The sequence below is a fragment of the Azotobacter chroococcum genome, assembly GCF_004339665.1.
GTDB lineage: Bacteria > Pseudomonadota > Gammaproteobacteria > Pseudomonadales > Pseudomonadaceae > Azotobacter > Azotobacter chroococcum.
On record NZ_SMMU01000002.1, the window covers coordinates 242,010 to 268,274 of the forward strand.

The window sequence follows — 26,265 nt, forward strand, 5'->3', positions numbered from 1 at the left end:
GGGCGGTCGACAAAGGTAAGGGATAGATCGCATGCGCGCCCTGGCTGAGTTCATCATGCGCGGTCGCATGCAGGCCGGCTTCGTGGTCGTCGGCTCCGCCGCCCTGCCGCTGCTGTTCTGGCTGAGCGCGGCGGCGGGCTGCCTGGTGCTGCTGCGCCGCGGCTTGAGCGATGCCTTCGGTATCGTCGCTCTGGCCCTGCTGCCGGCGGCTGCCTGGTGGTATTTCGGCGAGCCGCGCACCCTGCTGCTGTTGCTCGGCACCCTGGGGCTGGCTCAGCTGCTGCGCACCAGCGTGTCCTGGCGGCTGGTGCTGATGGGCAGCGTGCTGGTCGGCCTAGTCTATGCGCTGGTGCTGGGGGAGGTGTTTCGCGCCCCCATCGAGGCGATGGCCGGCGAGCTGCAGAAGCTAATGCCGCAGGTGCTCGAGTCGGCCCGGCCGCTCTCGGCGGACGAGCAGGCGCGTCTGGGGGCCCTGCTGGTGCCGGTGCTGACCGGCCTGTTGGCGGCGCTGCTGCAGATCGTCAGCTTGCTTGCCCTGGTGCTCGGTCGTTACTGGCAGAGCCTGCTGTACAACCCGGGCGGCTTTGCCAGCGAGTTCCGCGCGCTGCGTCTGCCTGGTCTGTGGGCGCTCGCGCTGCTGGCCGGCATGCTGCTCGCCCCCAACCTGGGGGCGCAGATGGCCATGCTGACGCCGCTGTGCAGCGTACCGCTGTTCTTCGCCGGCATAGCCCTGATACACGGGCTGGTGGCGCAGGGGCGGCTGGGGCGGTTCTGGCTGGTGGGGCTGTATGTGACGCTGCTGCTGTTCATGCAGCTGACCTATCCGTTACTGATGGTCTTGGCCATCGTCGACAGTCTGATTGATTTTCGCGGTCGGCAGACGCCCAAGGGTGGCTCCGGAGCTGCGAACGGTGAAGGTTAAAAGTTAAGAGGTAAGACTCAAATGGATGTCATCCTGCTGGAAAAGATCGCCAACCTGGGCAACCTGGGCGACAAGGTGAGTGTAAAGGGCGGCTACGCGCGCAACTTCCTGCTGCCGCAGGGCAAGGCCACCGCGGCCACCGCCGAGAACGTTGCGGCGTTCGAAGCCCGTCGTGCCGAACTGGAGCGTCTGGCTGCCGAGAAGCGGGCTTCCGCCGAAGAGCGCGCGGCCCAGCTGAACGAGCTGGAAATCACCATCACCGCCACTGCCGGCGATGAAGGCAAGCTGTTCGGCTCCATCGGCACCGCCGACATCGCCGACGCCCTGACCGGCGCCGGTCTGGAAGTGGCGAAGAGTGAAGTGCGTCTGCCCAACGGCACCATTCGCCAGACTGGCGAATACGAGGTGGCCCTGCACCTGCACACTGACGTCGAGGCCAGCATCCGCCTGGTCGTGGTCGCCGGCTAAGCGGTCGCCATATCGTCTGGCAGCCTGGCTGCCAGACGCCTAACATCGGGCACTCTCCGCAGCCGCGGAGCGTGCCCGTTGTCTTTCTGCCGTCCCGGAATCCTCGCCAGCCATGAACGACATCAGTCCTCCCGAGCAGTACGACCTGGAAACCGCTGCCCTCAAGGTGCCGCCGCATTCCATCGAGGCCGAGCAGGCCGTGCTGGGCGGCTTGATGCTGGACAACAACACCTGGGAGCGGGTGCTCGACCAGGTGTCCGACGGCGATTTCTACCGCCACGACCACCGCATGATCTTCCGCGCCATCACGGTGCTGGCCGAGCGCAACATGCCGTTCGACGTGGTCACCCTGTCCGAGCAGCTGGACAAGGAAGGCCACCTGGAACAGGTCGGCGGTCTGGCCTACCTGGGCGAGCTGGCCAAGAACATCCCCTCGGTGGCCAACATCAAGGCCTATGCGCAGATCGTCCGCGAGCGCGCCACCCTGCGCCAACTGATCGGCATCAGCAACCGGATCGCCGACAGCGCCTACGCACCCCAGGGGCGTAGCGGCGACGAGATTCTCGACGAGGCCGAGCGGATGATCTTCCAGATCGCCGAGGCACGGCCAAAAGCCGGCGGCCCGCTGGCGATCAACGACATCCTGGTCAAGGCCATCGATCGTATCGACTCGCTGTTCAACTCCGGCGACGCCATCACCGGTCTTTCCACCGGCTTCACCGATCTGGACGAGCAGACCAGCGGCCTTCAGCCGGCCGACCTGGTCATCGTCGCCGGGCGTCCGTCGATGGGCAAGACCACCTTCGCGATGAACCTGGTGGAGAACGCCGTGCTGCGCAGCGACAAGGCGGTCGTGGTGTATTCCCTGGAGATGCCTGCCGAATCCATCGTGATCCGGATGCTCGCCTCGCTCGGGCGGATCGACCAGACCAAGGTGCGCGCCGGCCGGCTGGACGACGACGACTGGCCGCGGCTGACCTCGGCGGTCAACCTGCTCAACGAGCGCAAGCTGTTCATCGACGACACCGCCGGTATCAGCCCGGCGGAAATGCGCGCGCGCACCCGGCGCCTGGCCCGCGAGCACGGCGAGATCGCCATGATCATGGTCGACTACCTGCAGCTGATGCAGATTCCCGGCTCCAGCGGCGACAACCGGGTCAACGAGATTTCCGAGATCTCCCGCTCGCTGAAGGCGCTGGCCAAGGAATTCAACTGCCCGGTGATCGCCCTCTCGCAGCTCAACCGCTCGCTGGAGCAGCGTCCCAACAAGCGTCCGGTGAACTCCGACCTGCGCGAATCCGGGGCCATCGAGCAGGACGCCGACGTCATCATGTTCGTCTACCGCGACGAGGTCTATCACCCGGAAACCGAGTTCAAGGGCGTCGCCGAGATCATCATCGGCAAGCAGCGTAACGGCCCGATCGGCACCACCCGGCTGGCCTTCCTCGGCAAGTACTCGCGCTTCGAGAACCTGGCGCCGGGCAGCTACCAGTTCGACGAGTGAGCGCACTGGACAGGCCTGCCCGTGCGGATTAGCGTCAAGCAAGGCGTCAGATTCCGCACAGGGAGGCCAGACATGGCTGCTCCGGGGCGTCCTTTCTCCTTTACCGCCGGCCTGCGTGCCCTGCCGGCGGGCATCTGGGCGCTGGGCTTCGGCTCGATGCTCATGGACATCTCCTCCGAGCTGATCCACAGCCTGCTGCCGCTATTCATGGTCGGCGTGCTCGGCACTTCGCTGGTGACGGTGGGCATCGTCGAGGGCGTGGCCGAGGCCACCGCGGCCTTCGCCAAGGTGTTCTCCGGTGCACTCAGCGACTACCTGGGGCGGCGCAAGCGGCTGATGGTGTTCGGTTATGCCCTGGCGGCTTTCAGCAAGCCGCTGTTTCCCCTGGCCACGAGCGTCGACTGGGTGTTCGCCGCGCGCTTCGCCGACCGTGTCGGCAAGGGCATCCGCGGCGCGCCGCGCGATGCGCTGGTCGCCGACATCGTGCCGCCGCGTCTGCGCGGTGCGGCCTATGGCCTGCGTCAGGCGCTGGACTCGCTCGGCGCGGTGATCGGTCCGCTGCTGGCGCTGCTGTTCATGTTCTGGTTCGCCAACGACATCGCGGCGGTGATGTGGGTGGCGGTGATCCCGGCCTTCCTCACCGTGGCCCTGCTGCTGCGCTACGTCCGGGAGCCGGCGCGCGTTGGGGCCGAGGAGGGCGCCCGGCCGCCGCTGCGGCTGGGCGATGTGCGCCGGTTGGGCGGCGCCTACTGGCGGGTGGTGGGCATCGGCGCGGTGTTCACCCTGGCGCGCTTCAGCGAGGCCTTCCTGATCCTGCGCGTCGAGGATGTGGGCGTACCGCTCGGTCTGGTGCCGCTGGCTCTGGTGGTGATGAACCTGTTCTATGCCCTGTGCGCCTATCCGGCCGGCCAGGCCGCCGACCGTCTCGATGCGCGCCGGCTGCTGCTGCTCAGCCTGCTGCTGCTGATCCTCGCCGACCTGCTGCTGGCCGGCGCCGGCAGCCCCTGGCTGGCCTTCGCCGGTGCCGCCCTGTGGGGACTGCACATGGCCTTCAGCCAGGGCCTCTTGGCCAAGCTGGTGGCCGACAGCGCGCCGCTGGCGCTGCGCGGTACCGCCTTCGGCTTCTTCAATCTGCTCAGCGGCCTGGCGCTGCTGGCGGCCAGCCTGATCGCCGGCGCCCTGTGGCAGCAGTTCGGCGCCGCTGCGACCTTCCTGGCCGGTGCCGCCTTCGCCGTGCTGGCCGCCCTGGGGCTGCTCGGCTGGCGCGTTCCGGGTGGGCTGGGAGACGGTGCGGGGCGCTGAGCGGCGCCGGCTCAGGGAGTCAGGCGGAGGGTCATGGCGCCCAGTTCGAGCTGGCCCTGGGCCTGGAAGTGTTCGGCCTGCGCGGGCGGCCAGGTGAAGGCCGCGCCCAGCAGTTCGCGCTTGCCGCCCTGGCGGGCCACCTCGACCATCAGATGGTATTCGCCGGCCGGCAGATCCTTGAACGGTGCGCGGTCGTCGCTGAAGGTCAAGCGGTGCACGCCGACCGGGCGGGTCGCGCCGCTGACGCCGTCCACCGGCATGTCGAGGTGGCGACCGCTGATCTGCCACCACTGGCGCAGGGAGTTGAGCCACTTCTCGCCCTTGTTGTTCTTCATCTTCATGCCATACCAGACTGCCAGGTCGGCGACGTGCGTCTTGTCCGGCCGCTGCAGCCAGACGGCGACATAGGGGCGATGGTACTCGGCGACCTCCAGGCGGGGGATTTCCAGACCGATTTCCAGCTCGGCGGCGAAGGCCGGCGCGGCGAACAGCGCGCAGAGGGGCAGCAGCAGGCGGTGACGCATGGATGACTCCTTCAATGGGCGAACAGCAGGACGATCAGCAGCGGCAGCAGCAGGCCGAGGCCGGTCAGCGGCCAGGTGCTCGGGCGGAAAGCGGCCTGGCGCTGCAGAAGCAGCAGCCCGGTGAGGCTGAAGATCACGCAAACCCCGGCGAAGGCATCGATGAACCAGCCCCAGGCCTCGCCGGTATTGCGGCCCTTGTGCAGGTCGTTGAGCCAGGCGATCCAGCCGCGGTCGGTGGACTCGTACTCCAGCGCGCCGGACGCGAGGTCCAGGCTCAGCCAGGCATCGCCGCCCGGCCGGAGCAGGCCGATGTACAGCGCGCCGTCGGTCCACTCGGCCTCGGTCCCGGCCAGGCGGATGTCCAGCTCGCCCTCCAGCCACTGCTGCAGCGCCGGCGGCAGGCCGGCCTCGGGCACCGCCGCCAGCAGGTCGGCCTGCAGGGGCGCGGGCAGCCGGGCGCTGCGGTTCTCCACCTGCGGACGGCTTTCGATCTGCGCGGCGTGGTTGAGGGTGATGCCGGTAATGGCGAACAGCAGCATGCCCGCCAGGCAGAGGGCGGAGCTGATCCAGTGCCATTGGCGAAGGGTGCCGAGCCGGAGGGAGCGGGGCATTGCAAAGTCCTGCACGAAAGGGAGGAGCGCTACGGGGCAGGCACTTTATTGACTTTTCGGCTGGGGCGCGAGGGGTTTACAAACGGCATGCGTTCGCATTGCTGCCCGCTCCGGAGGAGAGCGGGATGGCGTTCGCGGTGCGCCCCGGGCGGCGCCACGAAATCCCGTTCGGACAGCCAGCCGGCGCCGGCCTCGGCTGGCGGTGCGGAACTAGCGCGGAGCCACCGGCCGCTTGGGCTTGCCGCCCTTGCTACCCGACTTGCCGCCCTTGTCGGCCTTGCGCCGCGCTTCGGCGGCGGCCTTGGCCTGTTCGCGCTTGTCCCAGGGGTTGCCGTCCTGGCTGCGCGGCGGCAGGCCGGTGTGCTGGGTGAGCAAAGGCTTGCCGGCCTTCTTGCTGCCGGCCGGTGTGGAATTCTTGCGCCGTGCGCTTTGATAGCCGTCGGTGTCCGGCTGGTAGGCCGGGATCAGCTGGTGCTTGCCGCTGCCGATCAGATCGCTGCGGCCCAGCTCCTTCAGCGCCTCGCGCAGCAGCGGCCAGTTCTGCGGGTCGTGCCAGCGCAGGAAGGCCTTGTGCAGCCGGCGCTGCCGCTCGCTCTTGACGATGGCCACCGCGTCGCTCTTGTAGGTCACCTTGTGCAGCGGATCGCGTCCCGAGTGGTACATGGCGGTCGCCGTGGCCATCGGCGAGGGGTAGAAGGCCTGCACCTGGTCGGCGCGAAAATCGTTGCGCTTGAGCCACAGGGCGAGGTTCATCATGTCCTCGTCGCTGGTGCCGGGGTGCGCGGCGATGAAGTAGGGGATCAGGTACTGCTCCTTGCCCGCCTCCTTCGAGAACTTGTCGAACAGCTTCTTGAAGCGGTCGTAGGTGCCGATGCCCGGCTTCATCATCTTCGAGAGCGGACCCTGCTCGGTGTGCTCCGGGGCGATCTTCAGGTAGCCGCCGACATGGTGGGTGACCAGTTCCCTGACGTACTCCGGCGACTCCACGGCGAGGTCATAACGCAGCCCGGAGGCGATCAGGATCTTCTTCACCCCCGGCAGGTCGCGGGCCGAGCGGTAGAGGTGGATCAGCGCCGAATGGTCGGTGTTCAGGTTGTCGCAGATGCCCGGGTAGACGCAGGACGGCTTGCGGCAGGCGGCCTCGATCTTCCGGCTCTTGCAGGCGATGCGGTACATGTTGGCGGTCGGCCCGCCGAGGTCGGAGATCACCCCGGTGAAGCCCGGTACCCGGTCGCGGATCTCCTCGATCTCGCGCAGGATCGACTCCTCCGAGCGGTTCTGGATGATCCGTCCCTCGTGCTCGGTGATCGAGCAGAAGGTGCAGCCGCCGAAGCAGCCGCGCATGATGTTCACCGAGAAGCGGATCATCTCGTAGGCCGGAATGCGCTCGCCGCCGTAGGCCGGGTGCGGCACGCGGGCGTAGGGCAGGCCGAACACGTAGTCCATCTCCTCGGTGGAGAGCGGGATCGGCGGCGGGTTGAGCCAGACGTCCAGGGTGTCGTGGCGCTGCACCAGGGCGCGGGCGTTGCCGGGGTTGGTCTCCTGGTGCAGCACGCGGCTGGCGTGGGCGTAGAGCACCGGGTCGTTGCGCAGCTTCTCGAAGGACGGCAGACGCACCACCGTGCGCTCGCGGCTCAGCTTCGGGTGCGGCAGCAGCTCGACCGGCTGCGCCGCGCTCGGGTCCTCCGGCTCGCCCCTGGCCTGTTCGAGGGCGCAGGCCTCGAGATCCTGGGTGTTGACGTAGGGATTGATGATCTTGTCGATCTTGCCCGGACGGTCGATGCGCGTGGAGTCGATCTCGAACCAGCCCTCCGGCGTGTCGCGGCGGACGAAGGCGCTGCCGCGGATGTCGGTGATCGACTCGATGCGTTCGCCGGCGGCCAGCCGGTGGGCCACCTCCACCACGGCGCGCTCGGCGTTGCCGAACAGCAGCAGGTCGGCGGTAGCGTCCATCAGGATCGAGCGGCGCACCTTGTCCTGCCAGTAGTCGTAGTGGGCGATGCGCCGCAGCGAGGCCTCGATGCCGCCGAGCACCACCGGCACCTCGCTCCAGGCCTCCTTGCAGCGCTGGCTGTAGACCAGGCTGGCGCGGTCCGGACGCCTGCCGGCGAGGCCGCCGGGCGTGTAGGCGTCGTCGGAGCGGATCTTCCGGTCGGCGGTGTAGCGGTTGATCATCGAGTCCATGTTGCCGGCGGCGACCCCGAAGAACAGGTTCGGTCTGCCAAGCTTCATGAAGTCGCCCTTCGCGCGCCAGTCCGGCTGGCTGATGATGCCGACCCGGAAGCCCTGGGCCTCCAGCAGGCGGCCGATGATCGCCATGCCGAAGGACGGATGGTCCACGTAGGCGTCGCCGGTGACGATGATCACGTCACAGGAGTCCCAGCCGAGCTGCTCCATCTCCTCCCGGCTCGTCGGCAGGAAGGGCGCCGGTCCGAAGCATTCGGCCCAGTACTTGGGATAGTCGAAGAGCGGCTTGGCTGCGTGCATGGCAAGGACCGGGGCGGAGAAAAACGGGCGCGCAATATAGCACAAAAAATGAGCAGAAAGCCGAGCGAAACACTCGGCTATAGGCCGGATTCCGCCCGCTCGGGCGGGCCGGGCGTGCGGCTAGAAACGGTAGCGCCGCGGCACCCGCGCGGTCACCCGGGTCAGCAGCTCGTAGCCGATGGTACCGCAGGCGCGGGCGACCTCGTCGACCGGCAATCCGGCGCCCCACAGCTCCACCGCATCGCCGACCCGCGCCTCGGGCAGTTCGCTCAGGTCCACGCTCAGCATGTCCATCGACACCCGCCCGGCCAGCGGCACGCGCCGCCCGCGGATCGCCAGCGGGGTGCCGGCGGGCGCGTTGCGCGGATAGCCGTCGGCGTAGCCGCAGCTCACCGTGCCGATCCGCGCCGGTCGCCCGGCCTGCCAGGCCGCGCCGTAGCCGACCGTTTCCCCGGCCGGCACCTCGCGGATGGCGATCAGCCGGGCGGTCAGGCTCATCGCCGGCTGCAGGCCCAGCGCCGCGGCGTCCTGTCCGGCAAAGGGGCTGGCACCGTAGAGCATGATGCCCGGGCGCAGCCAGTCGAGATGCGCCTGCGGCAGACTCAGGATGGCCGCCGAATTGGCCAGGCTGCGTCCGGCGAACGGCAGGTCGGCGAGGCTCAGGAAACTTTCCAACTGCTGCGCGGTGAGCGGATGGTCCTGCTCGTCGGCGCAGGCGAAGTGGCTCATCAGGTTCAGCTCGGCGACCTGCCGGGCGCCCTGTAGGCGGGTGTGCCAGGCACGCAGGTCCGGCGCGGAAAAGCCCAGGCGGTGCATGCCGCTGTCCAGCTTCAGCCAGAGGTGCAGCGGGCGCTCCAGCTCGGCTGCGAGCAGCGCCTCGGCCTGTTCCTCGCCCTGCACCGCCACGTCCAGGCCGAGGTGCGCCGCGACCTGATATTCCAGCGGCTCGAAGCAGCCCTCCAGCAGCAGGATCCGCGCGCTCTGGTGCAGGGCGCGGACCTCGGCGGCTTCCTCCAGACAGGCCACGGCGAAGCCGTCGGCGTCGTCGTGCAGCGCCGTCACCACCTCGCGCACGCCGTGGCCGTAGGCGTTCGCCTTGACCACCGCGAAGGCCCGCGCGCCCGGCGCGCAGCCCTTGGCCAGGGCATGGTTGTGACGGAGGGCGGCCAGATCGACCGTGGCGACGAGAGGGCGCATGGAAAGGTCCTTGGGAAGCAGGGACGCCCATGGTACTCCGGTGGTATGGCGGCGGGCATGTTCCCACCATGGGAAGTGGCGCGAATCTCGGGAAAGCACCCAGTTGGCGTGGGGAATTTCCGCAATTTCTGTGAAAAGGCCTGTGGATAAGCCTGGGAACAAATCGCCTGCCCGGGACGCGCCGCGGCTTGCGGCGGGACCGGCGGAAGACTGCGCATCGAGAGCGGTGAATATCCTGGAGCAGGCGATTTTTCTGGCGTCAAGGGAAATGTGCGTTCGGCCTCAACGGGTCTGCAGATACTATCGATGTGTCCAGCGAAACTGTGAAGCAGCCTGTGGATAAGTTGCGCACGAAGGGCTCGGGTCCGCCCGCGGCGGGCCTTGGGCGGAGCTGCTCGTTCCCTGTTCAGCGAGTCGCCTTGAGGATGACGAACTTGGGCGTCGCCGCCACCTGCTCGACGCGGGAGAACAGCTTCCTGAGCTTGACGTGATAGCCCAGGTGGCGGTTGCCGACGATCCACAGCGCGCCGCCCGGCACCAGCGCCGCCCGTGCCTGCTGGAACATGCGCCAGGCGAGGAAGTCGCCGACCACCTGCTGCTGGTGGAACGGCGGGTTGCACAGCACGACGTCCAGCGACTGCTCCGCCTGCCCGGCCAGGCCGTCGGCGGCGCGGATCTCCACCGGCCGCGCGCCGAGCGCGGCGCGCCAGTTCTCTTCGGCCGACTGCACGGCCATGTAGGACTCGTCGACCAGGGTCAGCCGCGCCTCGGGATTGGCCAGCGCGCAGGCGATGGCCAGCACCCCGTTGCCGCAACCGAGGTCGGCGACCCGCGCGTCGCCGAGGTTGCGCGGCAGGTGGGGGAGGAAGGCGCGGGTGCCGATGTCCAGCCCCTCGCGGCAGAACACGTTGGCGTGGTTGGCCAGCTCGATGGGCGGCTGGTCGAGGCGGTAGCGGCTCGGGTAGGGCGAGCGCGGGGCAGGTTTTTCTTCCGGCGTGGCGAACAGCAGGCGCGCCTTCTTCACCGCCAGCGAGGCCTGCAGCGGGCCGACGTAGCGCTCCAGCAGGTCGCCCGCGGCACGCGGCAGGTGCTTGAGCATGGCGGCGGCGATCACCTGGGCGCCCGGCGCTAGCCGGCCGTGCAGGCGGATCAGCTGCTCCTCGAGCAGCGCCAAGGTCTTGGGCACACGGATCAGCACCCGATCGAAAGGCCCCTCGGCGACCGCGCTGGCCGGCACGAAGGTCACCGCGTCCGCCGCCAGGCCGTTGCGTCGCAGGTTGTCCTGCAGGGCCAGCCAGCCCAGGTGGGAGTCGCCGCTGCTGGTCACCCGGGCATGGCCCGCCAGGGCGCAGGCCAGTGCGCCGAAGGCGTCGTTGAGCACCAGGATCCGCGCCTGGGCGGGCAGGCCCTGTTCGTGCTGGTGCTGCAGCAGGTACTCGTCGGCGGCGTCGAAGGCCTGCAGGGGATCGTCGCGCCGCGGCGGCTGGCGCTGCAGCTCGAGGCGGGCGAACGGGGTGTCGAGAATGGGCATGGCGGGACGGCGCTTGTCTATACCAAAAGAGAGGCCGGCGCCTTCGCCGGGCGGTCGATCCGCCCCGGCCGCGAGCGCCGGCCCGGACACAGTCATGGCGTTCGCCCGGATACCGGCGGCGAACGAGGAGCGAAGTATGACCGCCAGCGAAGACAAGTTCACCCGGCAGACGCTGCTCGAGGTCTGGCCCTGGACGGACACCCTGTTCAGCCTGCGCTGTACGCGCCCGCCGGAGTTCCGTTTCCGCGCCGGCCAGTTCGCCCGCCTCGGCCTCTGCAAGGCCGACGGCAACAGCGTCTGGCGTGCCTATTCGATGGTCTCGGCGCCGGCCGAGGAGCAGCTGGAATTCTTCTCCGTGGTGGTGCCGGGCGGCGAGTTCACCAGCGAGCTGCGCCGCCTGAAACCCGGCGACACGCTGTTCGTCGAGCGCCAGCCCTACGGCTTCCTGACCCTCGAGCGCTTCCCCGACGGCCGCGACCTCTGGATGCTGGCCTCCGGCACCGGGCTCGGGCCTTTTCTCTCGATCCTGCGTGACCCGGAGGTCTGGCAGCGCTTCGAGCACATCCTGCTGGTGCACAGCGTGCGCACCGCGGGCGAGCTGGCCTACCGCGAGCAGATCGCCGGGCTGCCGGCGCGCATGCAGGCGCCGGGTGGCGAAGAGCAGCTGCGCTACTTGCCGCTGGTGACCCGCGAGACGGTGCCCGGCGCCTTGCACGAACGCATCACCACGCTGCTCGACAGCGGCGAACTGGAGCGCGCCGCCGGCCTGCCGATCGAGGCGGCGCACTCGCGGCTGATGCTCTGCGGCAACCCGCAGATGATCAAGGACTGCCGGACGCTGCTCAAGGCGCGTGGCCTGCAGCTCAGCCTGAACCGCCAGCCGGGCCAGGTGGCGGTGGAAAACTACTGGTAGCGGAAGGGTATTCCTCTTGGCCCGGACGGCCGGCACTGGCAAAGTCGTATCCCTCGGGCGGCCGTCCGGCCGCCGCCAAGCCTTGCGTGAGGGATACAGCCGATGACGGAGATTCTCGACAACCTGGTCGCCCTGCTGAGCCTCGAGCCCATCGAGGAAAACCTGTTCCGCGGCCGCAGCGAGGACCTCGGCCTGCGCCAGCTGTTCGGCGGCCAGGTGCTCGGCCAGGCGGTGTCGGCGGCCAGCCAGACGGTCGAGCCCGGCCGCCAGGTGCACTCGCTGCACGGCTACTTTCTGCGCCCCGGCGACGCCAGCCTGCCGGTGCTCTACGAGGTCGACCCGCTGCGCGACGGCAAGAGCTTCAGCGCCCGGCGGGTCACCGCGATCCAGAAGGGCCGGCCGATCTTCACCTGCTCCGCCTCCTTCCAGGCCGGCGAGGAGGGACTCGAACACCAGCAGCCGACGATGCCCGAGGTGCCGGGGCCGGAAGGGCTGGCCTCGGAAACCGAGCTGGCGCGGCAGGTCGCCGACCAGTTGCCGGAGCGCCTCCACGACTGGGCGATCAGCGCCAAGCCGATCGAGATCCGCCCGGTGACCCGGGTCAATCCCTTCTCGCCCGAGCCCTGCGCGCCGATCCGCTATGCCTGGTTCCGCGCCGACGGACGCCTGCCGGACGATCCGCAGCTGCACCGCTACCTGCTCGCCTACGCCTCGGATTTCTCCCTGCTGAACACTGCGCTGCAGCCGCACGGGGTGTCGGTGTTCCAGAAGTTCATGCAGGTGGCCAGCCTCGACCATGCCCTGTGGTTCCACGGCGACCTGCGCCTGGACGACTGGCTGCTGTTCGCGGTGGAGAGCCCCTGGAGCGCCAACGCCCGCGGCTTCGCCCGCGGCCACGTGTTCGACCGCGGCGGCCGGCTGGTCGCCTCGATGGCCCAGGAGGGCCTGATCCGCCGGCGCGAGGACTGGCAATGAGGTTCGCCGCCGCCCGCCACTGGGTGTTCGACATGGACGGCACCCTGACCGTCGCCGTGCACGACTTCGCCGCCATCCGCCACGCCCTGGAGATCCCTCCGGAGGACGACATCCTCCATCACTTGGCCGCCCTGCCGGCGGCGCAGGCGGCCGCCAAGCACGCCTGGCTGCTCGAGCACGAGCGCGCGCTGGCCCTGGCCGCGCGCCCGGCCGCCGGCGCGGTGGAGCTGGTGCGCACCCTGCACGGGCGCGGCTGCCGCCTAGGCCTTTTGACCCGCAATGCCCACGAGCTGGCGCTGCTCACCCTGCAGGCGATCGGCCTGGCCGACTGCTTCGCCCGCGCGGACATCGTCGGTCGCGACGAGGCGCCGCCCAAGCCCCATCCCGGCGGCCTGCTGCAGCTGGCCGCGGCCTGGGGCGTGGCGCCCGGAGAGCTGGTGATGGTCGGCGACTACCGCAACGACCTGGAGTGCGCGCGCGGCGCCGGCGCGCACGCCGTGCTGGTCTGCCCGGCGGCAAACCCCTGGCCCGAGCTGACCGACTGGCAGGTGCGCGACTGCTTCGAGCTGCTGGCGCAGCTGCCGGTGGGCTGAGCCTGCCTCAAGGGCGCCGGCCGCGCCTCACAACCTGCTGGTCTGGAAGGTGTCGCAACGCCTGACCTCGCCGCCCTCGAAGCCCAGCTTGAACCAGCGCACCCGTTGCTCCGAAGTGCCGTGGGTGAAGGAGTCGGGCACCACCTGGCCGCGGCCGTGGCGCTGCAGGCGGTCGTCGCCGATGGCGTTGGCGGCGTTCAGGGCTTCCTCCAGGTCGCCGGGCTCCAGCCATTCCAGGCGCTGCTGGGCATGATGGGCCCAGACGCCGGCCAGGCAGTCGGCCTGCAGCTCCTGGCGCACCTGCAGGCCGGTCGCGCCCTCCAGAGGCTCGCCGCGCTGCCGGGCGGCATTCACCCGGGCGGAGACGCCGAGCAGGGTCTGCACGTGGTGGCCGACCTCGTGGGCGATCACGTAGGCCTGGGCGAAGTCGCCGGCGGCGGCGAAGCGCCGGGCCAGCTCGTCGAAGAACGCCAGGTCCAGGTAGACCCGCTGGTCGGCGGGGCAGTAGAAGGGGCCGACCGCCTGGCTGGCGAAGCCGCAGGCGGAGTTCACGCCCTGGCTGAACAGCACCAGGGCCGGGTCCCGGTACTCGCGCCCGGCCTGCTGGAACAGCGCTCGCCAGGTGTCCTCGGTGTCGCCGAGCACGGCGCGGACGAATTCGGCGTGCTCGTCGCCGGCGGGCGGTGCGCCGGCCTGCCGCGAATCGACCGAGCTCTGGGTGGTCAGTTCGGTAAGGATCTGTCCCGGGTCCCGGCCCATCAGCAGGCCGACGATCACCACCAGCGCGATGCCGCCGAGGCCCAGGCCCTTGCCGCCGAAGCGCAGGCCACCGCCGCGCGCATCCACCACGTTGTCGCTGCGTCGTGCCCGTTTCCAGCGCATGGCGGCATCCCCCTGGCTTGAACGATACCCCTCAGTCTAGGTCGATTGCTGCCGGGGCAGGGATCAGTGCGCCGGATAGTCGGCGAGCACGCGCTGCTCGCCGCCGCGGGTGACGCCGATCACCTGGTAGGCATCCTGGCGGTCGCCGATTTCCATGCCCGGCGAGCCGACCGGCATGCCCGGCACCGCGGCGCCGATCAGATCGGGCTGGCGGCGCAGCCTGAGGATGTCGGCGGCCGGCACATGGCCCTCGACGAACTTGCCGTCGATCACCGCGGTATGGCAGGAGCCCAGGCTGTAGGGCACGCCGAGGCGGGACTTGACCGCGTTCATGTTCGTCTCGACGTGGTCGGTGACGGCGAAGCCGTTGGCCTGAAGGTGCCGGATCCAGTCCTGGCAGCAGCCGCAGCTGGGGTCGCGGTACACATCGATGGCGACGGGCTCGGCGGCCTGGACGGCGCTGGCGAGGGTGAGGGCGAGCAGGACGAGGCGGCGCATGGGGATCTCCGGCTGGGGCAGGCGTGCAGGATAGTCCTTCCCTTTCGGCAGCCCAAGCCTGCCGGGATGTCCGCTGTGGCGAACGAATGATGCAGGAGCGGGTCTTTTGTGGACCGATGCACAGATGGCCAAATGCCGTCCCGGTTGGGACGCGGCGCATCCTTTTTTGATGGAGAGAACCGACATGCTTTTCGCCCGAATCGTCCTGCTGGTCCAGGTCGTGGTCATGGGCGGCGTGGGCCTGGCCTACTGGCTGCGCCCCTACGAAATGGCCAACCTGAACGGCATGCTGCTGATGGAAGCGGTCTCGGTGAGCAACACCCGGGTCTACTACGGTGGCCTGCAGCTGGGCCTGGCGCTGTTCCTGCTGTGGTCGACCCGCCGCCCGGAACGGCTGCGCAGCGCCCTGGTGCTGCTGATCACGATGCAGGCGGCGCTGGTGCTGGCGCGCCTGGGCTCGCTGTGGCTGGATGGCGGCACCCTGCGCAATCTGGACCTTGGCGCGCTGGCCTACAAGGTGGGCAGCGCGCTGCTGGCGCTGCTCGCCCTGTACCGGCTGAAGTCCGCGCCCGCAGCGGAGCCGCCCGTGCCGCTCCCGCCGGCAGAGCTACCCAGGGGCGAGTTCGACGACGACTTCGGCCGCCTGCAGCGCCGCCAGGAGCCGACGCTCGACCGGCCCGACCAGGCGCGACAGGACTGAGCGCCTCTCAGCGCCGTTCCAGCAGCACGCCCGACTCCATGTGATGGGTGTAGGGGAACTGGTCGAACAGCGCGCAGCGCACGATGCGGTGGCTGTCGTGGAGTTGGGCGATGTTCGCCGCCAGGGTTTCCGGGTTGCAGGAGATGTAGAGGATGCGCTCGAAGCGCCGGGTCAGCTCGCAGGTGTCCGGGTCCATGCCGGCGCGCGGCGGGTCGACGAACACGCTGCCGAAGTCATAGCCCTTGAGGTCGATGCCGGCCAGCCGGCGGAACGGGCGCACCTCGTTGAGCGCCTGGGTCAGCTCCTCGGCGGACAGGCGCACCAGGGTCACGTTGTCCACGCCGTTGTCGTCCAGGTTGGCCAGCGCGGCGTTCACCGAGGTCTTGCTGATCTCGGTGGCCAGCACCCGGCGCACCCGGGTCGCCAGCGGCAGGGTGAAGTTGCCGTTGCCGCAGTACAGCTCCAGCAGGTCGTCGTCGCGCTCGCCGAGCGCCTCGAAGGCCCAGTTCAGCATCTTCTGGCAGACCACGCCGTTGGGCTGGGTGAAGGCGCCTTCCGGCTGGCGGTAGCGGAAACGCCGTCCGGCCACCTCCAGTTCCTCCTCCACGTAGTCGCGGCCGACGACGATCCGCTGGCCCCGCGAGCGGCCGACGATGCTCGCCCCCAGTTCCGCGGCGAGCTGCTCGGCGGCGGTCTGCCAGAGGGCGTCCAGCGGGCGGTGGTAGCACAGGGTGATCAGCGCGTCGCCGGCCAGGGTGGTGAGGAACTCCACCTGGAACAGCTTGAAGGCGAGCGCCGCGCTGTTCTGCCAGGCGGCCTTCAGCGGCGGCATCAGCCGGTTGATGCGCTCGCTGGCGATGGGAAAGTCGTCGAGGAGGATCGGCTGGCGCTTGTCGCCGGGATCGAACATCGCGTAGTGGCGTTCCTCGCCCTCGCGCCACAGGCGGAACTCGGCGCGCAGGCGGTAGTGCTCGCGGGGCGAGTCGAACACCGCAGGCTCCGGCGCGGCGAAGGGCGCCAGCAATTCGGCCAGGCGCGCTTTCTTCCCGGCCAGCTGGGTGTCGTAGTGCGAGGGATCGAAGTGCGGGAGGCTCATGGGGTTACTCGTAGGTTGCGGGGGCGGATAGGCGCTTGATTGCGGCTGCTGGTTTTCAGGGGGCCGGCATCGACGTGGCAGGCGCATCCAATCCGGCTCATGCGTTGAACCAGCCCAGCTTGATCACGAACAGCCCGGCGAGGATCAGCAGCGCCGGGTTCAGCTCGTGGCGGCGGCCGGCGAGCAGTTTTATTGCGCTCCAGGCGATGAAGCCGAAGGCGATGCCGTTGGCGATCGAGTAGGTCAGCGGCATGGCCAGGGCGGTGACCAGCACCGGCGCGGCGGTGGTCAGGTCGCTCCAGTCGACTTCGGCGAGCGCGGAAACCATCAGCACGGCGACGAACAGCAGCGCCGGCGCGGTGGCGAAGGGCGGAATGCTGGCGGCCAGCGGGGCGAAGAACAGGCTGAGCAGAAACAGCACGGCGACGGTGCAGGCGGTCAGCCCGGTGCGCCCGCCGGCGCTCACCCCGGCGGCGGACTCGATGTAGCTGGTGGTGGTCGAGGTCCCGAGCAGCGCGCCGCCCAGGGCCGCGGCGCTGTCGGCGATGAGCGCGCGGCCCATCTTCGGCAGGCGGCCGTCCGGCGCCATCAGCCCGGCGCGGCGGGCCACCGCGATCAGGGTGCCGGAGTTGTCGAACACGTCGACGAACAGGAAGGCGAAGACCACGCTGACCAGGCCGATCTCCAGCGCGCCGGCGATGTCCAGCTGGAGCAGGGTCGGCGCCAGCGACGGCGGCAGCGCCAGCAGCCCGGCGAAGGGCGTGACCCCAAGCCCGACGGCGACGAGGGTCACGGCGAGGATGCCGAGCAGCACCGCGCCGGGGACTCGCCGCGCTTCCAGGGTGACGATCAAGAGGAAGCCCAGCGCGGCGAGGACTGGCGGGGCCTCGGTCAGGTCACCGAGGGTCAGCAGGGTCACCGGATGGTCGACGACAATGCCGGCGTTCTGCAGGGCGATCAGCGCGAGGAACAGGCCGATGCCGGCGCCGATGGCGAGGCGCAGCTCCAGCGGGATGCTGTCGATGATCCACGCGCGGATGCGCAGCACCGAGATCAGCAGGAACAGGCAGGCGGAGAGGAACACCGCGCCGAGCCCGACCTGCCAGCTGTGGCCCATCTGCAGCACCACGCCGTAGGTGAAGAAGGCGTTGAGGCCCATGCCGGGGGCCAGCGCGATCGGGTAGTTGGCGATCAGGCCCATCAGCGCCGAGCCGATCGCTGCGGCCAGGGCGGTGGCGACGAACACCGCGCCCCTGTCCATGCCCGTTTCGCTGAGGATGCTCGGGTTGACGAAGAGGATGTAGGCCATGGTCAGGAAGGTGGTCAGGCCGGCCAGCAGCTCGGTGCGCAGCGTGGTGCCGTGCGCCTCGAGTCGGAACAGCTTCTCCAGCATGCGGATCTCCGTCGGTGCCCTGGTTCGGGAAAAGGCTGGGCAGATCGCGCCGCGCCGCGCAAAAGGGCTGCGGATGATAGCAGCTCGGCGGAGCGGCGAAAATTTGCCGGGCTACGGCGTCCAGGTCAGCGAGAGCATGGCGCTGCGGCCGTCCTGGCGGTACTCGTGCTGGCCGACGCTGGTGTAGAGGGGAGTGTTCGGTCGGTCGTAGAGCGCCTGCGAGTAGCCCTTGTCCAGCAGGTTGTCGATCTTGGCCTGCCACTTCAGCGCCGGGGTCATCTGCCAGCTGCCGCGCAGGCCGAGCAGGGCGTAGCCGGGGATCTGGTGGTCGTTGGCGTCGTCGTCGTAGCGGCTGGACACCGCCTGCCAGGAGAGGCCGGCGGAGAAGGCGCCGAAGCGGCGGTCGAGGTCCAGGCTCAGGTTGCGCCGGGCCCGGAGTGGCAGGGTGTGGCCGCTGTCGCGGTCGCGCGGGTCGACCAGGCTGGCGGCCAGCGCCGCCTGCCAGCCGAAGAGGTCGCGCGACAGGGCCAGCTCCAGGCCCTGCAGGCGTGCCCGGTCGATGTTCTCCGGACGGGTGAAGAAGCTGTCCGGCCGGCTGGCAACGACGATCAGGTCGTCGACCTCGGTGCGGTAGGCGGACAGGCTCCAGCGGGTCTGCAGGTGTTCGCCGCGCAGCGCGATCTCGTAGCTCTTCGAGCGCTCCGACGAGAGGTCGGGATTGCCGCCGTAGAGCGGGGTGCGCGGGTAGTAGAGCAGGCCGAAGCTCGGTGCATGGAAGCCTTCGGCGTAGCTCAGGGCCAGTTCGGTGGCCGCTGCCACGTCCAGGCTCAGCGCCGCGCTCCAGCTGTCCTCGCTGCCGAAGCGCTGGTTGTCGTCGTGACGCAGGCCGACTTCGGCGCCGAAACCCTCGCCCCGGTAGCTGTGGCGGACGAAGGCCGCGCGGTTCCAGCGCCGGCTCTCGGCGTACTCGCGATCGCTGTTCAGGCGCTCCTCGTACCACTCGGCGCCGAGCAGCAGCTGGCGGCGCTCGTCGAGCCGCAGGGTGTTGAACCAGGTCAGCGAGTCCCGGTAGGTGTTGAAGCTGTAGTTGTTGACGGCATTGTGGTCGTCGCGGTTCTCGCTCTTGTTCTCGAAGTGGCCGGCCTCGACGCGGCTGGTCCAGGCATCGGTCGGCCTGGCCTCGAGATGGGCGGCGAGGCTGCTGACGGCGAAGCGCTCGTAGGGATCGCCGGGCCTGAAGCGGTGGACGTCGTCCAGCTCGCTTTCGCCGCGCTGGTCGAGCAGGTCAGCCCGGCCTGCAGGCTGTCGGTGAAACGGTGCTCGAGGGTCAGGTCGAGGGCCCGGCGGCGGAAGCCGTCATGGTCGGCGTCGCGCCCGCGGTCGTCGGAGCCGCGGTCGAAGCCCTGGCTTTCCGCCTGGCTGGCGCCGAGGTCGAAGCGGGTCCGGTCGTCGCCGCCGGACAGGCCCAGCTCGCGCTCGAAGCTGCCGCGGTTGCCGGCCGCCAGGCGCAGGCGCGGCTGCAGCCCGGACTCGCCGCGGCGGGTGGTGATCCGGATCAGCCCGCCGATGGCATCGGCGCCGTACTGGCTGGCCTGCGGGCCGCGGATCACCTCGATGCGCTCGATGCGCCCGGGGTCGAGGAATTCCAGGCGGGCCAGGCCGCTGACGGCGGCATTGATGCGCACCCCGTCGACCAGCACCAGGGTCTGCGTGGGCGTGGCGCCGCGGATGAAGACGCCGCTCAGCGCACCGCGCCCGCCGGCCTGGACCACGGTGACGCCGGGAACCCGGTTCAGCAGCTCCGGCACGCTCTGCACCTGCAGGCGCTCGATGTCGTCGCGCTCGAACAGCGTGGCGGCGGCGCTCGCCGGTTCGGCGAAATCGGCGGACTTTGGCGAGGTGACGGCCTGGGTCGGCAGCCGGTAGGCCGGCGGGGCGTCGGCCGGTTCGGCGGCGAGGAGGGGGGCGGGCAGCAGGAGCGCGGCCAGGGCGAGACGGGAGCGCGTCATGGTGCGCCTTCGACGGCGGCGCGCTGGCGGTTTTCCATTCGACGTCCCTGTCTGGTTGGTTCAGTCCGGCTGCGCCAGGCGCCGGCGCACCGCCGCTTCGATGCCGGCGGCGTCGAGGCCGCATTCGGCGAGCATCTCGGCGGGCTTGGCGTGCTCCACGTAGTAGTCCGGCAGGCCCAGGTGGAGGATCGGCTTGACGATGTTCTCGGCGGCGAGGAATTCCGCCACCGCGCTGCCGGCGCCGCCCATGATGCTGTTCTCCTCGACGGTCACCAGCAGCTCGTGGCCAGCGGCCAGTTCGCGCACCAGCGCCTCGTCCAGCGGCTTGACGAAGCGCATGTCGGCCACCGTGGCGTCCAGCGTCTCGGCCACCTGCAGTGCCTCGGCCAGTTGCACGCCGAACACCAGCAGCGCCACCTTGCGGCCCTGCCGGCGCAGCACGCCCCGGCCGATCGGCAGGGGCTCCAGGCCCGGCTCGATGGGTGCGTTCGGGCCGCTGCCGCGCGGGTAGCGCACCGCCGCCGGGCCCTCGAACAGGTAGCCGGTGGTGAGCATCCGGCGCAGCTCGTTCTCGTCGCTGGGGGTCATCACCAGCATGCCGGGGATGCAGCGCAGGTAGGAGAGGTCGAAGCTGCCGGCGTGGGTCGGGCCGTCCTCACCGACCAGGCCGGCGCGGTCGATGGCGAACAGCACGTCGAGGTTCTGCACCGCGACGTCGTGGATCAACTGGTCGTAGGCGCGCTGCAGGAAGGTCGAGTAGATCGCCACCACCGGCTTGATGCCGTCGCAGGCCATGCCGGCGGCGAGGGTCACGGCGTGCTGCTCGGCGATGGCCACGTCGAAGTAGCGCTCCGGGAAGCGCTGGCTGAAGGCGACCAGGTCGGAGCCTTCCTTCATCGCCGGGGTGATGCCGGCCAGCCGCGGGTCGGCGGCGGCCATGTCGCACAGCCAGCGGCCGAAGACGCTGGAGTATTTCGGCCCCTTGGGCTTCTTCGGTTCGCTGCCTTCCGGCTCCAGTTTGGTGATCGCGTGGTAGCCGATGGGGTCGGCCTCGGCCGGGGCGAAGCCCTTGCCCTTCTTGGTCACCACGTGGAGGAACTGCGGTCCCTTGAGATCGCGCATGTTGCGCAGGGTGGCGAGCAGGATCGGCAGGTCGTGGCCGTCGATCGGGCCGATGTAGTTCCAGCCGAGCTCCTCGAACAGGGTGCCGGGCACCAGCATGCCCTTGGCGTATTCCTCGGTGCGCCGGGCGATCTCCCAGGCGCCGGGCAGGCGCGAGAGGATGTTCTTGCTGCCCTCGCGCATGCTGGCGTAGGTGCGGCTGGAGAGGATCTTGGCCAGGTAGTTGGACAGCCCGCCGACGTTGTTGGAGATCGACATGTCGTTGTCGTTGAGCACCACGAGCATGTCGGCCTGCACGTCCGAGGCGTGGTTGAGGGCCTCGAAGGCCATCCCGGCGGTCAGCGCGCCGTCGCCGATCACGGCGATGCACTTGCGCTGCTCGCCCTTCATCCGCGCGGCGATGGCCATGCCCAACGCCGCACCGATGGAGGTGCTGGAGTGGCCGACGCCGAAGGTGTCGTAGGGGCTTTCCGAGCGGCGCGGAAAGGCGGCGATGCCGTCCTTCTGGCGCAGCGTGAGCATGCGTTCGCGGCGTCCGGTGAGGATCTTGTGGGGGTAGGCCTGATGACCGACGTCCCACACCAGACGGTCTTCGGGGGTATTGAAGACGTAGTGCAGGGCGATGGTCAGCTCGATCACGCCGAGCCCGGCACCGAAGTGCCCGCCGGTCTGTCCGACCGTATAGAGCAGGTCCTGGCGCAGTTCGTTGGCCAGCACTTCCAGCTCCGCCTCGCCGAGCTGGCGCAGCCGGTCGGGCGTCGCGGCGCGGTCCAGCAGGGGAGTGGCGGGGCGCTCGCGGGGAATCTCGTGGAACGTCTTGGGCATCGGAGGATTGTTACGGGAGGTAAAAAGAGGCGGCATTTTACCCGATCGCGGCAACGTCTAGATATTCGTTGGCAGCGCTCGGGCTTCGCCGATGGTCGCAGGGGCTGCGGCGCCGCTCAGTGGCGCCGTTCGACGATGTAGCGGGCCAGCGCGCGCAGGGGCTCGGCGCCGGCGTCGAAGCCTTCGAGGGCGCTCAGGGCCTGGTCGCGCAGGGCCAGGGCATAGGCCTTGGCGGCGTCGAGGCCGAGCAGCGCGGGGTAGGTGGGCTTGTCGCGGGCGATGTCGGCGCCCTGGCGCTTGCCGAGGGTCGCGGTGTCGCTTTCCACGTCGAGGATGTCGTCCTGCACCTGGAAGGCCAGGCCGATGGCCCGCGCATAGTCGGCGAGCGCGGCCAGGCTGGCTTCGTCGGCCCGGCCGCTGGCCAGGGCGCCGAGGCGCACGCTGGCCTCGATCAGCGCGCCGGTCTTGTGCCGGTGCATGGTTTCCAGGACGCCCTGGTCGAGCGCCCGGCCGACCGCCTCGAGGTCGATGGCCTGGCCGCCGACCATGCCGGCGGGGCCGGCGGCCCGGGCCAGGGTGCGCGACATCTCCAGGCGCAGCCCGGCTTCCTCGGGGTTGCGCCGGGGATCGGCGAGCACCTCGAAGGCCAGCGCCTGCAGGCCGTCGCCGGCGAGGATCGCGCAGGCCTCGTCGAAGGCCCTGTGGGTGGTCGGCTGGCCGCGGCGCAGGTCGTCGTCGTCCATCGCCGGCAGGTCGTCGTGGACCAGCGAGTAGGCGTGGATCAGCTCCACCGCGCAGGCGGCGCCCTCGGCCCGCTCCGGCATGCCGCCGAGCGCCTCGCAGGCGGCGTAGACGAGGAGCGGGCGGACCCGCTTGCCGCCGTTGACGACGCTGTAGCGCATCGCCTGGTAGAGCCGCGCCAGCTCGTCGCGCGGGGCTTGCAGGAGGCTTTCCAGGGCGGCGTCGACGCGGGCCTGGCATTGCTTCTGATAGGTCGCGATCATGTTTGGCTGTCCGCGTCGAAGGGGGCCTGTTCGAGGGTGCCGCCGCGCTCCAGGAGGATCTGCACCTTCTGCTCGGCCTGGCCCAGCGCCGCCTGGCAGTCGCGGGTCAGACGGATGCCCTGCTCGAAGCAGGCCAGGGAGTCCTCCAGCGACAGCTCGCCGCCCTCCAGGCGCTCGACCAGTTGCTGCAGTTCGGCGAGGGATTTTTCGAAATCGACGGCGGCTTTCTTGCGGGCCATGGGCGGGAACCTGTGTCGGCGGCACTTCTGAAAAAACGCGGCGACACTAGCAGAGCCGGGGCGGGGCGGCAAACGCTAACGCCGGCGGCCGGGCGCCTCGCGGGGCCAGTCGCGCTCGATGTCGGCCGGCGGCTGCGGGCGGCAGTAGTGATAGCCCTGCAGGCTGGGACAGCCGTTGAAGCGCAGGAAGGCGGCCTGGCGCTCGTTGCTGACCCCTTCGGCCACCACGTGCAGGCCGAGGTGCCTGGCCATGGTCAGGATGCCGCGCACCAGGGCCACCGAGTGCTCGCTGTCCGGCAGGCCGGCGACGAACTGGCGGTCGATCTTAATGCCGTCGAAGGGGAACTGCTGCAGGTAGGTGAGCGAGGCGTAGCCGGTACCGAAGTCGTCGAGCAGCAGCGGCAGGCCGGCAGCCTTGAGGCTGGCCAGGGTCCGCTGGACCTCCTCGCCGGCATCGAGCAGGGCGCTTTCGGTGATCTCCAGTTCGAGCAGCTCGGGCGGGGTCTGTTCCTCGGCGAGGATGGCCAGCAGGGTGCCGGCCAGGTCGGACTGGCGGAAGTCCAGCGGCGACAGGTTGACCGCGATGCGCAGCGCGTGGCCCTGCTCGGCCCAGCGGCGGGCCTGGCGGCAGGCCTCGCGGAACACCCAGCGGGTGGCCTCGATGATCATCCCGCTGTCCTCCAGCACCGGGATGAATTCGCCCGGCAGCACCAGCCCGCGGCTCGGCGACTGCCAGCGCAGCAGGGCCTCCATGACCTGCGGGCGGCCCTGGTCGTCGACCTGGGCCTGGTAGTGGAGGACGAATTCCTGCCGGTCGAGGGCGCGGCGCAGTTCCTGTTCCAGCTGCAGGCGGCGCTCGGCGGCCTCGCCGAGCGGGCGGCTGTAGACGGCCAGGCGGTTGCGCCCGGCATCCTTGGCGGCGTAGAGGGCCAGGTCGGCCTGCTTGAGCAGTTCGGTGGCGTCGCCCTGGCCGGCGCAGCCGGTGATGCCGATGCTGGGCGTGACGAAGCATTCATACTGGCCGAGCTGCAGGGGCGCCTTGAAGTCGCGCAGCAGGGTTTCGGCCAGCTCGCGGGCCTCTTGTGCCGTGCGCCCCTCGAGGAGCAGGAGAAACTCGTCGCCGCCTGAGCGCGCCACCAGGGCCTGCTCGGGAACCAGCCGGATCAGGCGCCGGGCGATCTCCGCCAGCAGGCGGTCGCCGACCTCGTGGCCGAGGGTGTCGTTGATCCGCTTGAAGTGGTCGATGTCGAGAAACAGCAGGCTCAGCGGGGTGTGGGCGGCCAGCAGCTGCTCCAGGCGCTGGACCAGGCAATGGCGGTTCGCCAGGTGGGTCAGCGGGTCGAAATGGGCGAGAAAGCGCAGGCGCTGCTCGGCCTGCAGGCGTTCGCTGATGTCGCGCAGCAGGAGCAGGTAGCGCTGGCGGCCGTCACGCATGAAGGGCGTCCAGGTGACCTCCAGCGGCAGTTCCCGGCCCTGGCGCAGGCCGGCCAGCTCCACCGGGCTATTGGCCGGCGTGCGCAGCAGACGCTTGAGCGAGTCGCCGGTCAGCAGGCGGTCGCGCGGGCGCCTGCCCGGCAAGTCCTCCGGCGCGCAGCCGAACAGCGCCGCCGCCGCCGGATTGGCCTGCTCCACCCGCAGCCCGCCGCTCACCACCAGCATGCCAGCCGGCGAGCTGTCGAACAGCTCGCGCATCAGCTGCTCGCTGTCCTGCAGAGCCTGCTGGCGCTCGTGCAGCTGGCCCATCATCTGGCTGAAGGTCTCGGCCAGCTGGCCGATCTCGTCGTGGCCGTCGACCGCGGCCGGCTGCGGCTGCTGGTCGGCGGCGAAACGCCGGGCGGCGCGGTCGATGCGCGCCAGGCGCCGGGTGATCAGGCGGTGGTAGAGGCGGTTGAGGGCCAGCCCGAGCAGCAGCAGCACGAGGATCTGGCCGAGGTAGAGCCAGGCTTCGAGGCGGGTCTGGCTGAGCAGCGGGCTGAAGTCCAGATCGACCAGCAGCGCCTCGCCACTCTCGCCATTGCGCTGGCTGATCTGGTCGAGCGGGAGGATGGCCAGATAGCGCTGGCTGGCGTGCTCCAGCCAGGCGGGATGCCCGCTGGCCAGCTGTGCCTGCACCCGCTCGGCAGCGATGCCGAGCTGCCAGGGGGCGAGGCCCAGGCGGGTGGCCGCCAGCACCCGCAGTTGCGGGTCGGCCACCATGGCCCAGCGGACGCCCCGCAGGCTGGCGAAGTCGGCCAGTGCGGTTTCCAGCTCCGCCTGGCGGCCGTGGCGCAGGTGGTTGCTCAGGGTGCTCTGCAGCAGCACGAGCAGCTGGTTGGTGTGGCTGCGCCAAGCATGCAGCTCCTTGTCGATGCTGCGCGGCAGGTAAAGCGTGGTCAGCAGCAGGGTGAAGAGCAGGGCGAAGAGGCCGAGCAGCAGCGGCAGGGATTTGCGCAGAGACAGTTGGGCAAGTTGGGTCAGCATCCGTAGGCCCCGCAGCTGGCGAGCAGTTCCCGTGGCCTGGCCGGGCGGGACAGTAACCGGTGTTCGACCATGTAGCGGTTGAGTCGTTCGATGCTGCGCAGCAGGCGGCCGTCCGCCAGCATCTGCCGGTTGAGGGCGGGATCGCCCGCCAGCAGCCCGGCGAGGCTGTCCTGCCGGGTCTGCGTGCCCAGCCCCAGACGCTGCGCAAGCGCCGGGCCGGCGCAGTCGGGGGACGCCTGCCAGAGGTGCAGGGCTTCGTACCACAGCGACTTCAGGCGCCTGCGCTGTCCGGCCGCGACGCGCCGGCGGTCGACCACCAGCACGTCGATGATTTCGCCGGGCAGTTCGCGGCTGTCGAAGATGCGCCGGGCGCCGAGCGCCTCCAGGGTCGGTCCCTGGGAGGCGAAACTGACCAGCGCATCGACGCGACCCGCGCCCAGGGCGGCGGCCTGTTCGTGGATCGGCAGGCTGACGACGCTCAGCTCGTCGGGCCGCAGGCCGGTCCGGTCGAGGATGCGCGACAGGAAGAAGGCCCCGAGGGCGCTGCTTTCCACGCCGACGCGCCGCCCCCTGAGGTCGGCGGGCGCAAGGATCGGCGGCCGGGCATAGAGCACATCGGCGCCGGCCGAAAGGTCGGTGACCAGCAGTATCTCCAGGTCCAGACCGCTGCTCTGCAGCGTCAGGGCTTCGTCCAGGGTGAGCAGGGCGGCATCCAGCAGGCCGTTGCGGAAGCCGCGCAGCACGCCGCTGGCGTTGGGGTATTCGACCAGCCGCAGGCCGGCCGGCTCCAGCCATTGCAACTCGTCGGCCAGATACAGCGGGGCATAGCCGGGCCAGCGATTGCCGCCGATGCGGATCGTGTCCGGTTCCATCTTGCAGGCCAGCAGGGCCAGGGGAATCAGCGCCAGCAGGAGGATGCGCATCCTGTCACTCCAACCAGGGAAGCGACACGTTAGCGAAAGTGCATGGCTGCGTGAATCGAGGCACTTCAAAAAGTTGCCTCGCATCAA

General features: G+C 70.0%; 22 protein-coding genes and 1 pseudogene. 8 read left to right on the plus strand and 15 right to left on the minus strand.

The annotated features are described in order from the left end of the window. The first annotated feature begins 31 nt into the window (after window positions 1-31). The 4 genes from EV691_RS03355 (at window position 32) to EV691_RS03370 (ending at window position 4,196) form a co-directional block, all read left to right on the plus strand. Complete coding sequence (locus EV691_RS03355) at window positions 32-922, plus strand: YybS family protein (RefSeq protein ID WP_089169250.1); 891 nt, start codon at window positions 32-34, stop codon at window positions 920-922. Between the two features lie 21 nt (window positions 923-943). Continuing rightward, window positions 944-1,390, plus strand: coding sequence for a 50S ribosomal protein L9 (rplI, locus tag EV691_RS03360; protein WP_039805961.1), 447 nt, complete (start codon window positions 944-946; stop codon window positions 1,388-1,390). A gap of 112 nt (window positions 1,391-1,502) precedes the next feature. Further along, complete coding sequence (gene dnaB, locus EV691_RS03365) at window positions 1,503-2,894, plus strand: replicative DNA helicase (RefSeq protein ID WP_089169249.1); 1,392 nt, start codon at window positions 1,503-1,505, stop codon at window positions 2,892-2,894. A 72-nt stretch (window positions 2,895-2,966) separates the two neighbouring features. Continuing rightward, window positions 2,967-4,196, plus strand: coding sequence for an MFS transporter (locus EV691_RS03370; protein WP_131298862.1), 1,230 nt, complete (start codon window positions 2,967-2,969; stop codon window positions 4,194-4,196). Between the two features lie 11 nt (window positions 4,197-4,207). Here the strand turns inward: EV691_RS03370 and EV691_RS03375 are convergent, their stop codons facing one another. The 5 genes from EV691_RS03375 to EV691_RS03395 all read right to left on the minus strand — a co-directional run bounded on the left by EV691_RS03375 (window position 4,208) and on the right by EV691_RS03395 (window position 10,546). After that, the gene (locus tag EV691_RS03375) at window positions 4,208-4,720 is read right to left on the minus strand and encodes a DUF2271 domain-containing protein (protein WP_131298861.1); all 513 of its coding nucleotides are present in this window, start codon (window positions 4,718-4,720) and stop codon (window positions 4,208-4,210) included. A gap of 11 nt (window positions 4,721-4,731) precedes the next feature. Next, window positions 4,732-5,331 (minus strand): PepSY-associated TM helix domain-containing protein, encoded by a 600-nt coding sequence (locus tag EV691_RS03380; protein ID WP_131298860.1) that lies wholly within the window; start codon window positions 5,329-5,331, stop codon window positions 4,732-4,734. A gap of 210 nt (window positions 5,332-5,541) precedes the next feature. Next, window positions 5,542-7,818 (minus strand): YgiQ family radical SAM protein, encoded by a 2,277-nt coding sequence (locus EV691_RS03385; RefSeq protein ID WP_131298859.1) that lies wholly within the window; start codon window positions 7,816-7,818, stop codon window positions 5,542-5,544. Between the two features lie 120 nt (window positions 7,819-7,938). Continuing rightward, a complete protein-coding gene (gene alr / locus EV691_RS03390) occupies window positions 7,939-9,015 on the minus strand; it encodes an alanine racemase (protein WP_131298858.1) in 1,077 nt (358 codons plus the stop codon). Window positions 9,016-9,421: 406 nt separating this feature from the next. Then, the gene (locus EV691_RS03395; protein ID WP_131298857.1) at window positions 9,422-10,546 is read right to left on the minus strand and encodes a methyltransferase; all 1,125 of its coding nucleotides are present in this window, start codon (window positions 10,544-10,546) and stop codon (window positions 9,422-9,424) included. A gap of 136 nt (window positions 10,547-10,682) precedes the next feature. On the opposite strand from EV691_RS03395, the gene EV691_RS03400 reads away from it, so the two are divergent. From EV691_RS03400 to EV691_RS03410, 3 genes are all read left to right on the plus strand, one after another. After that, window positions 10,683-11,459, plus strand: coding sequence for a ferredoxin--NADP reductase (locus EV691_RS03400; protein ID WP_131298856.1), 777 nt, complete (start codon window positions 10,683-10,685; stop codon window positions 11,457-11,459). 102 nt (window positions 11,460-11,561) lie between these two features. Then, window positions 11,562-12,434 (plus strand): acyl-CoA thioesterase II, encoded by an 873-nt coding sequence (gene tesB, locus EV691_RS03405; protein WP_131298855.1) that lies wholly within the window; start codon window positions 11,562-11,564, stop codon window positions 12,432-12,434. Then, window positions 12,431-13,027: an HAD family hydrolase gene (locus EV691_RS03410; protein ID WP_131298854.1), complete on the plus strand. Its 597-nt coding sequence runs from the start codon at window positions 12,431-12,433 to the stop codon at window positions 13,025-13,027. Before tesB ends, EV691_RS03410 begins: the two co-directional genes overlap by 4 nt. Before the next feature lie 27 nt (window positions 13,028-13,054). Here EV691_RS03410 and ypfJ read toward each other — a convergent pair whose 3' ends face one another. After that, window positions 13,055-13,909 (minus strand): KPN_02809 family neutral zinc metallopeptidase, encoded by an 855-nt coding sequence (gene ypfJ / locus EV691_RS03415; protein ID WP_039805950.1) that lies wholly within the window; start codon window positions 13,907-13,909, stop codon window positions 13,055-13,057. Between the two features lie 63 nt (window positions 13,910-13,972). Further along, window positions 13,973-14,407: a DUF411 domain-containing protein gene (locus tag EV691_RS03420; RefSeq protein WP_131298853.1), complete on the minus strand. Its 435-nt coding sequence runs from the start codon at window positions 14,405-14,407 to the stop codon at window positions 13,973-13,975. 184 nt (window positions 14,408-14,591) lie between these two features. Here EV691_RS03420 and EV691_RS03425 point away from each other — a divergent pair, with 184 nt between their 5' ends. Further along, on the plus strand, window positions 14,592-15,107 hold the full coding sequence (locus EV691_RS03425) for a DUF4345 family protein (RefSeq protein WP_131298852.1): 516 nt from the start codon (window positions 14,592-14,594) through the stop codon (window positions 15,105-15,107). Between the two features lie 7 nt (window positions 15,108-15,114). On the opposite strand, the gene trmA is transcribed toward EV691_RS03425, so the two are convergent. The 8 genes and pseudogenes from trmA to EV691_RS03465 all read right to left on the minus strand — a co-directional run bounded on the left by trmA (window position 15,115) and on the right by EV691_RS03465 (window position 26,178). Next, complete coding sequence (gene trmA / locus EV691_RS03430) at window positions 15,115-16,203, minus strand: tRNA (uridine(54)-C5)-methyltransferase TrmA (RefSeq protein ID WP_131298851.1); 1,089 nt, start codon at window positions 16,201-16,203, stop codon at window positions 15,115-15,117. A 97-nt stretch (window positions 16,204-16,300) separates the two neighbouring features. Next, the gene (locus tag EV691_RS03435) at window positions 16,301-17,596 is read right to left on the minus strand and encodes an NCS2 family permease (protein WP_131298850.1); all 1,296 of its coding nucleotides are present in this window, start codon (window positions 17,594-17,596) and stop codon (window positions 16,301-16,303) included. A 111-nt stretch (window positions 17,597-17,707) separates the two neighbouring features. Continuing rightward, window positions 17,708-19,605: pseudogene (locus tag EV691_RS03440) on the minus strand (TonB-dependent receptor domain-containing protein). Window positions 19,606-19,665: 60 nt separating this feature from the next. Continuing rightward, window positions 19,666-21,552: a 1-deoxy-D-xylulose-5-phosphate synthase gene (dxs, locus tag EV691_RS03445; protein ID WP_131298849.1), complete on the minus strand. Its 1,887-nt coding sequence runs from the start codon at window positions 21,550-21,552 to the stop codon at window positions 19,666-19,668. A gap of 116 nt (window positions 21,553-21,668) precedes the next feature. Beyond that, window positions 21,669-22,556 (minus strand): (2E,6E)-farnesyl diphosphate synthase, encoded by an 888-nt coding sequence (gene ispA, locus EV691_RS03450; RefSeq protein ID WP_131298848.1) that lies wholly within the window; start codon window positions 22,554-22,556, stop codon window positions 21,669-21,671. Next, window positions 22,553-22,795 (minus strand): exodeoxyribonuclease VII small subunit, encoded by a 243-nt coding sequence (locus EV691_RS03455; RefSeq protein WP_131298847.1) that lies wholly within the window; start codon window positions 22,793-22,795, stop codon window positions 22,553-22,555. Before EV691_RS03455 ends, ispA begins: the two co-directional genes overlap by 4 nt. A 75-nt stretch (window positions 22,796-22,870) precedes the next feature. Continuing rightward, window positions 22,871-25,255 carry a putative bifunctional diguanylate cyclase/phosphodiesterase gene (locus tag EV691_RS03460; RefSeq protein ID WP_131298846.1) on the minus strand — a complete coding sequence of 795 codons (2,385 nt, stop codon included), beginning with the start codon at window positions 25,253-25,255 and terminating at the stop codon, window positions 22,871-22,873. Beyond that, window positions 25,249-26,178 carry an ABC transporter substrate-binding protein gene (locus EV691_RS03465; RefSeq protein ID WP_131298845.1) on the minus strand — a complete coding sequence of 310 codons (930 nt, stop codon included), beginning with the start codon at window positions 26,176-26,178 and terminating at the stop codon, window positions 25,249-25,251. The genes EV691_RS03460 and EV691_RS03465 overlap by 7 nt, the downstream gene beginning before the upstream one ends. Window positions 26,179-26,265: the final 87 nt, after the last annotated feature.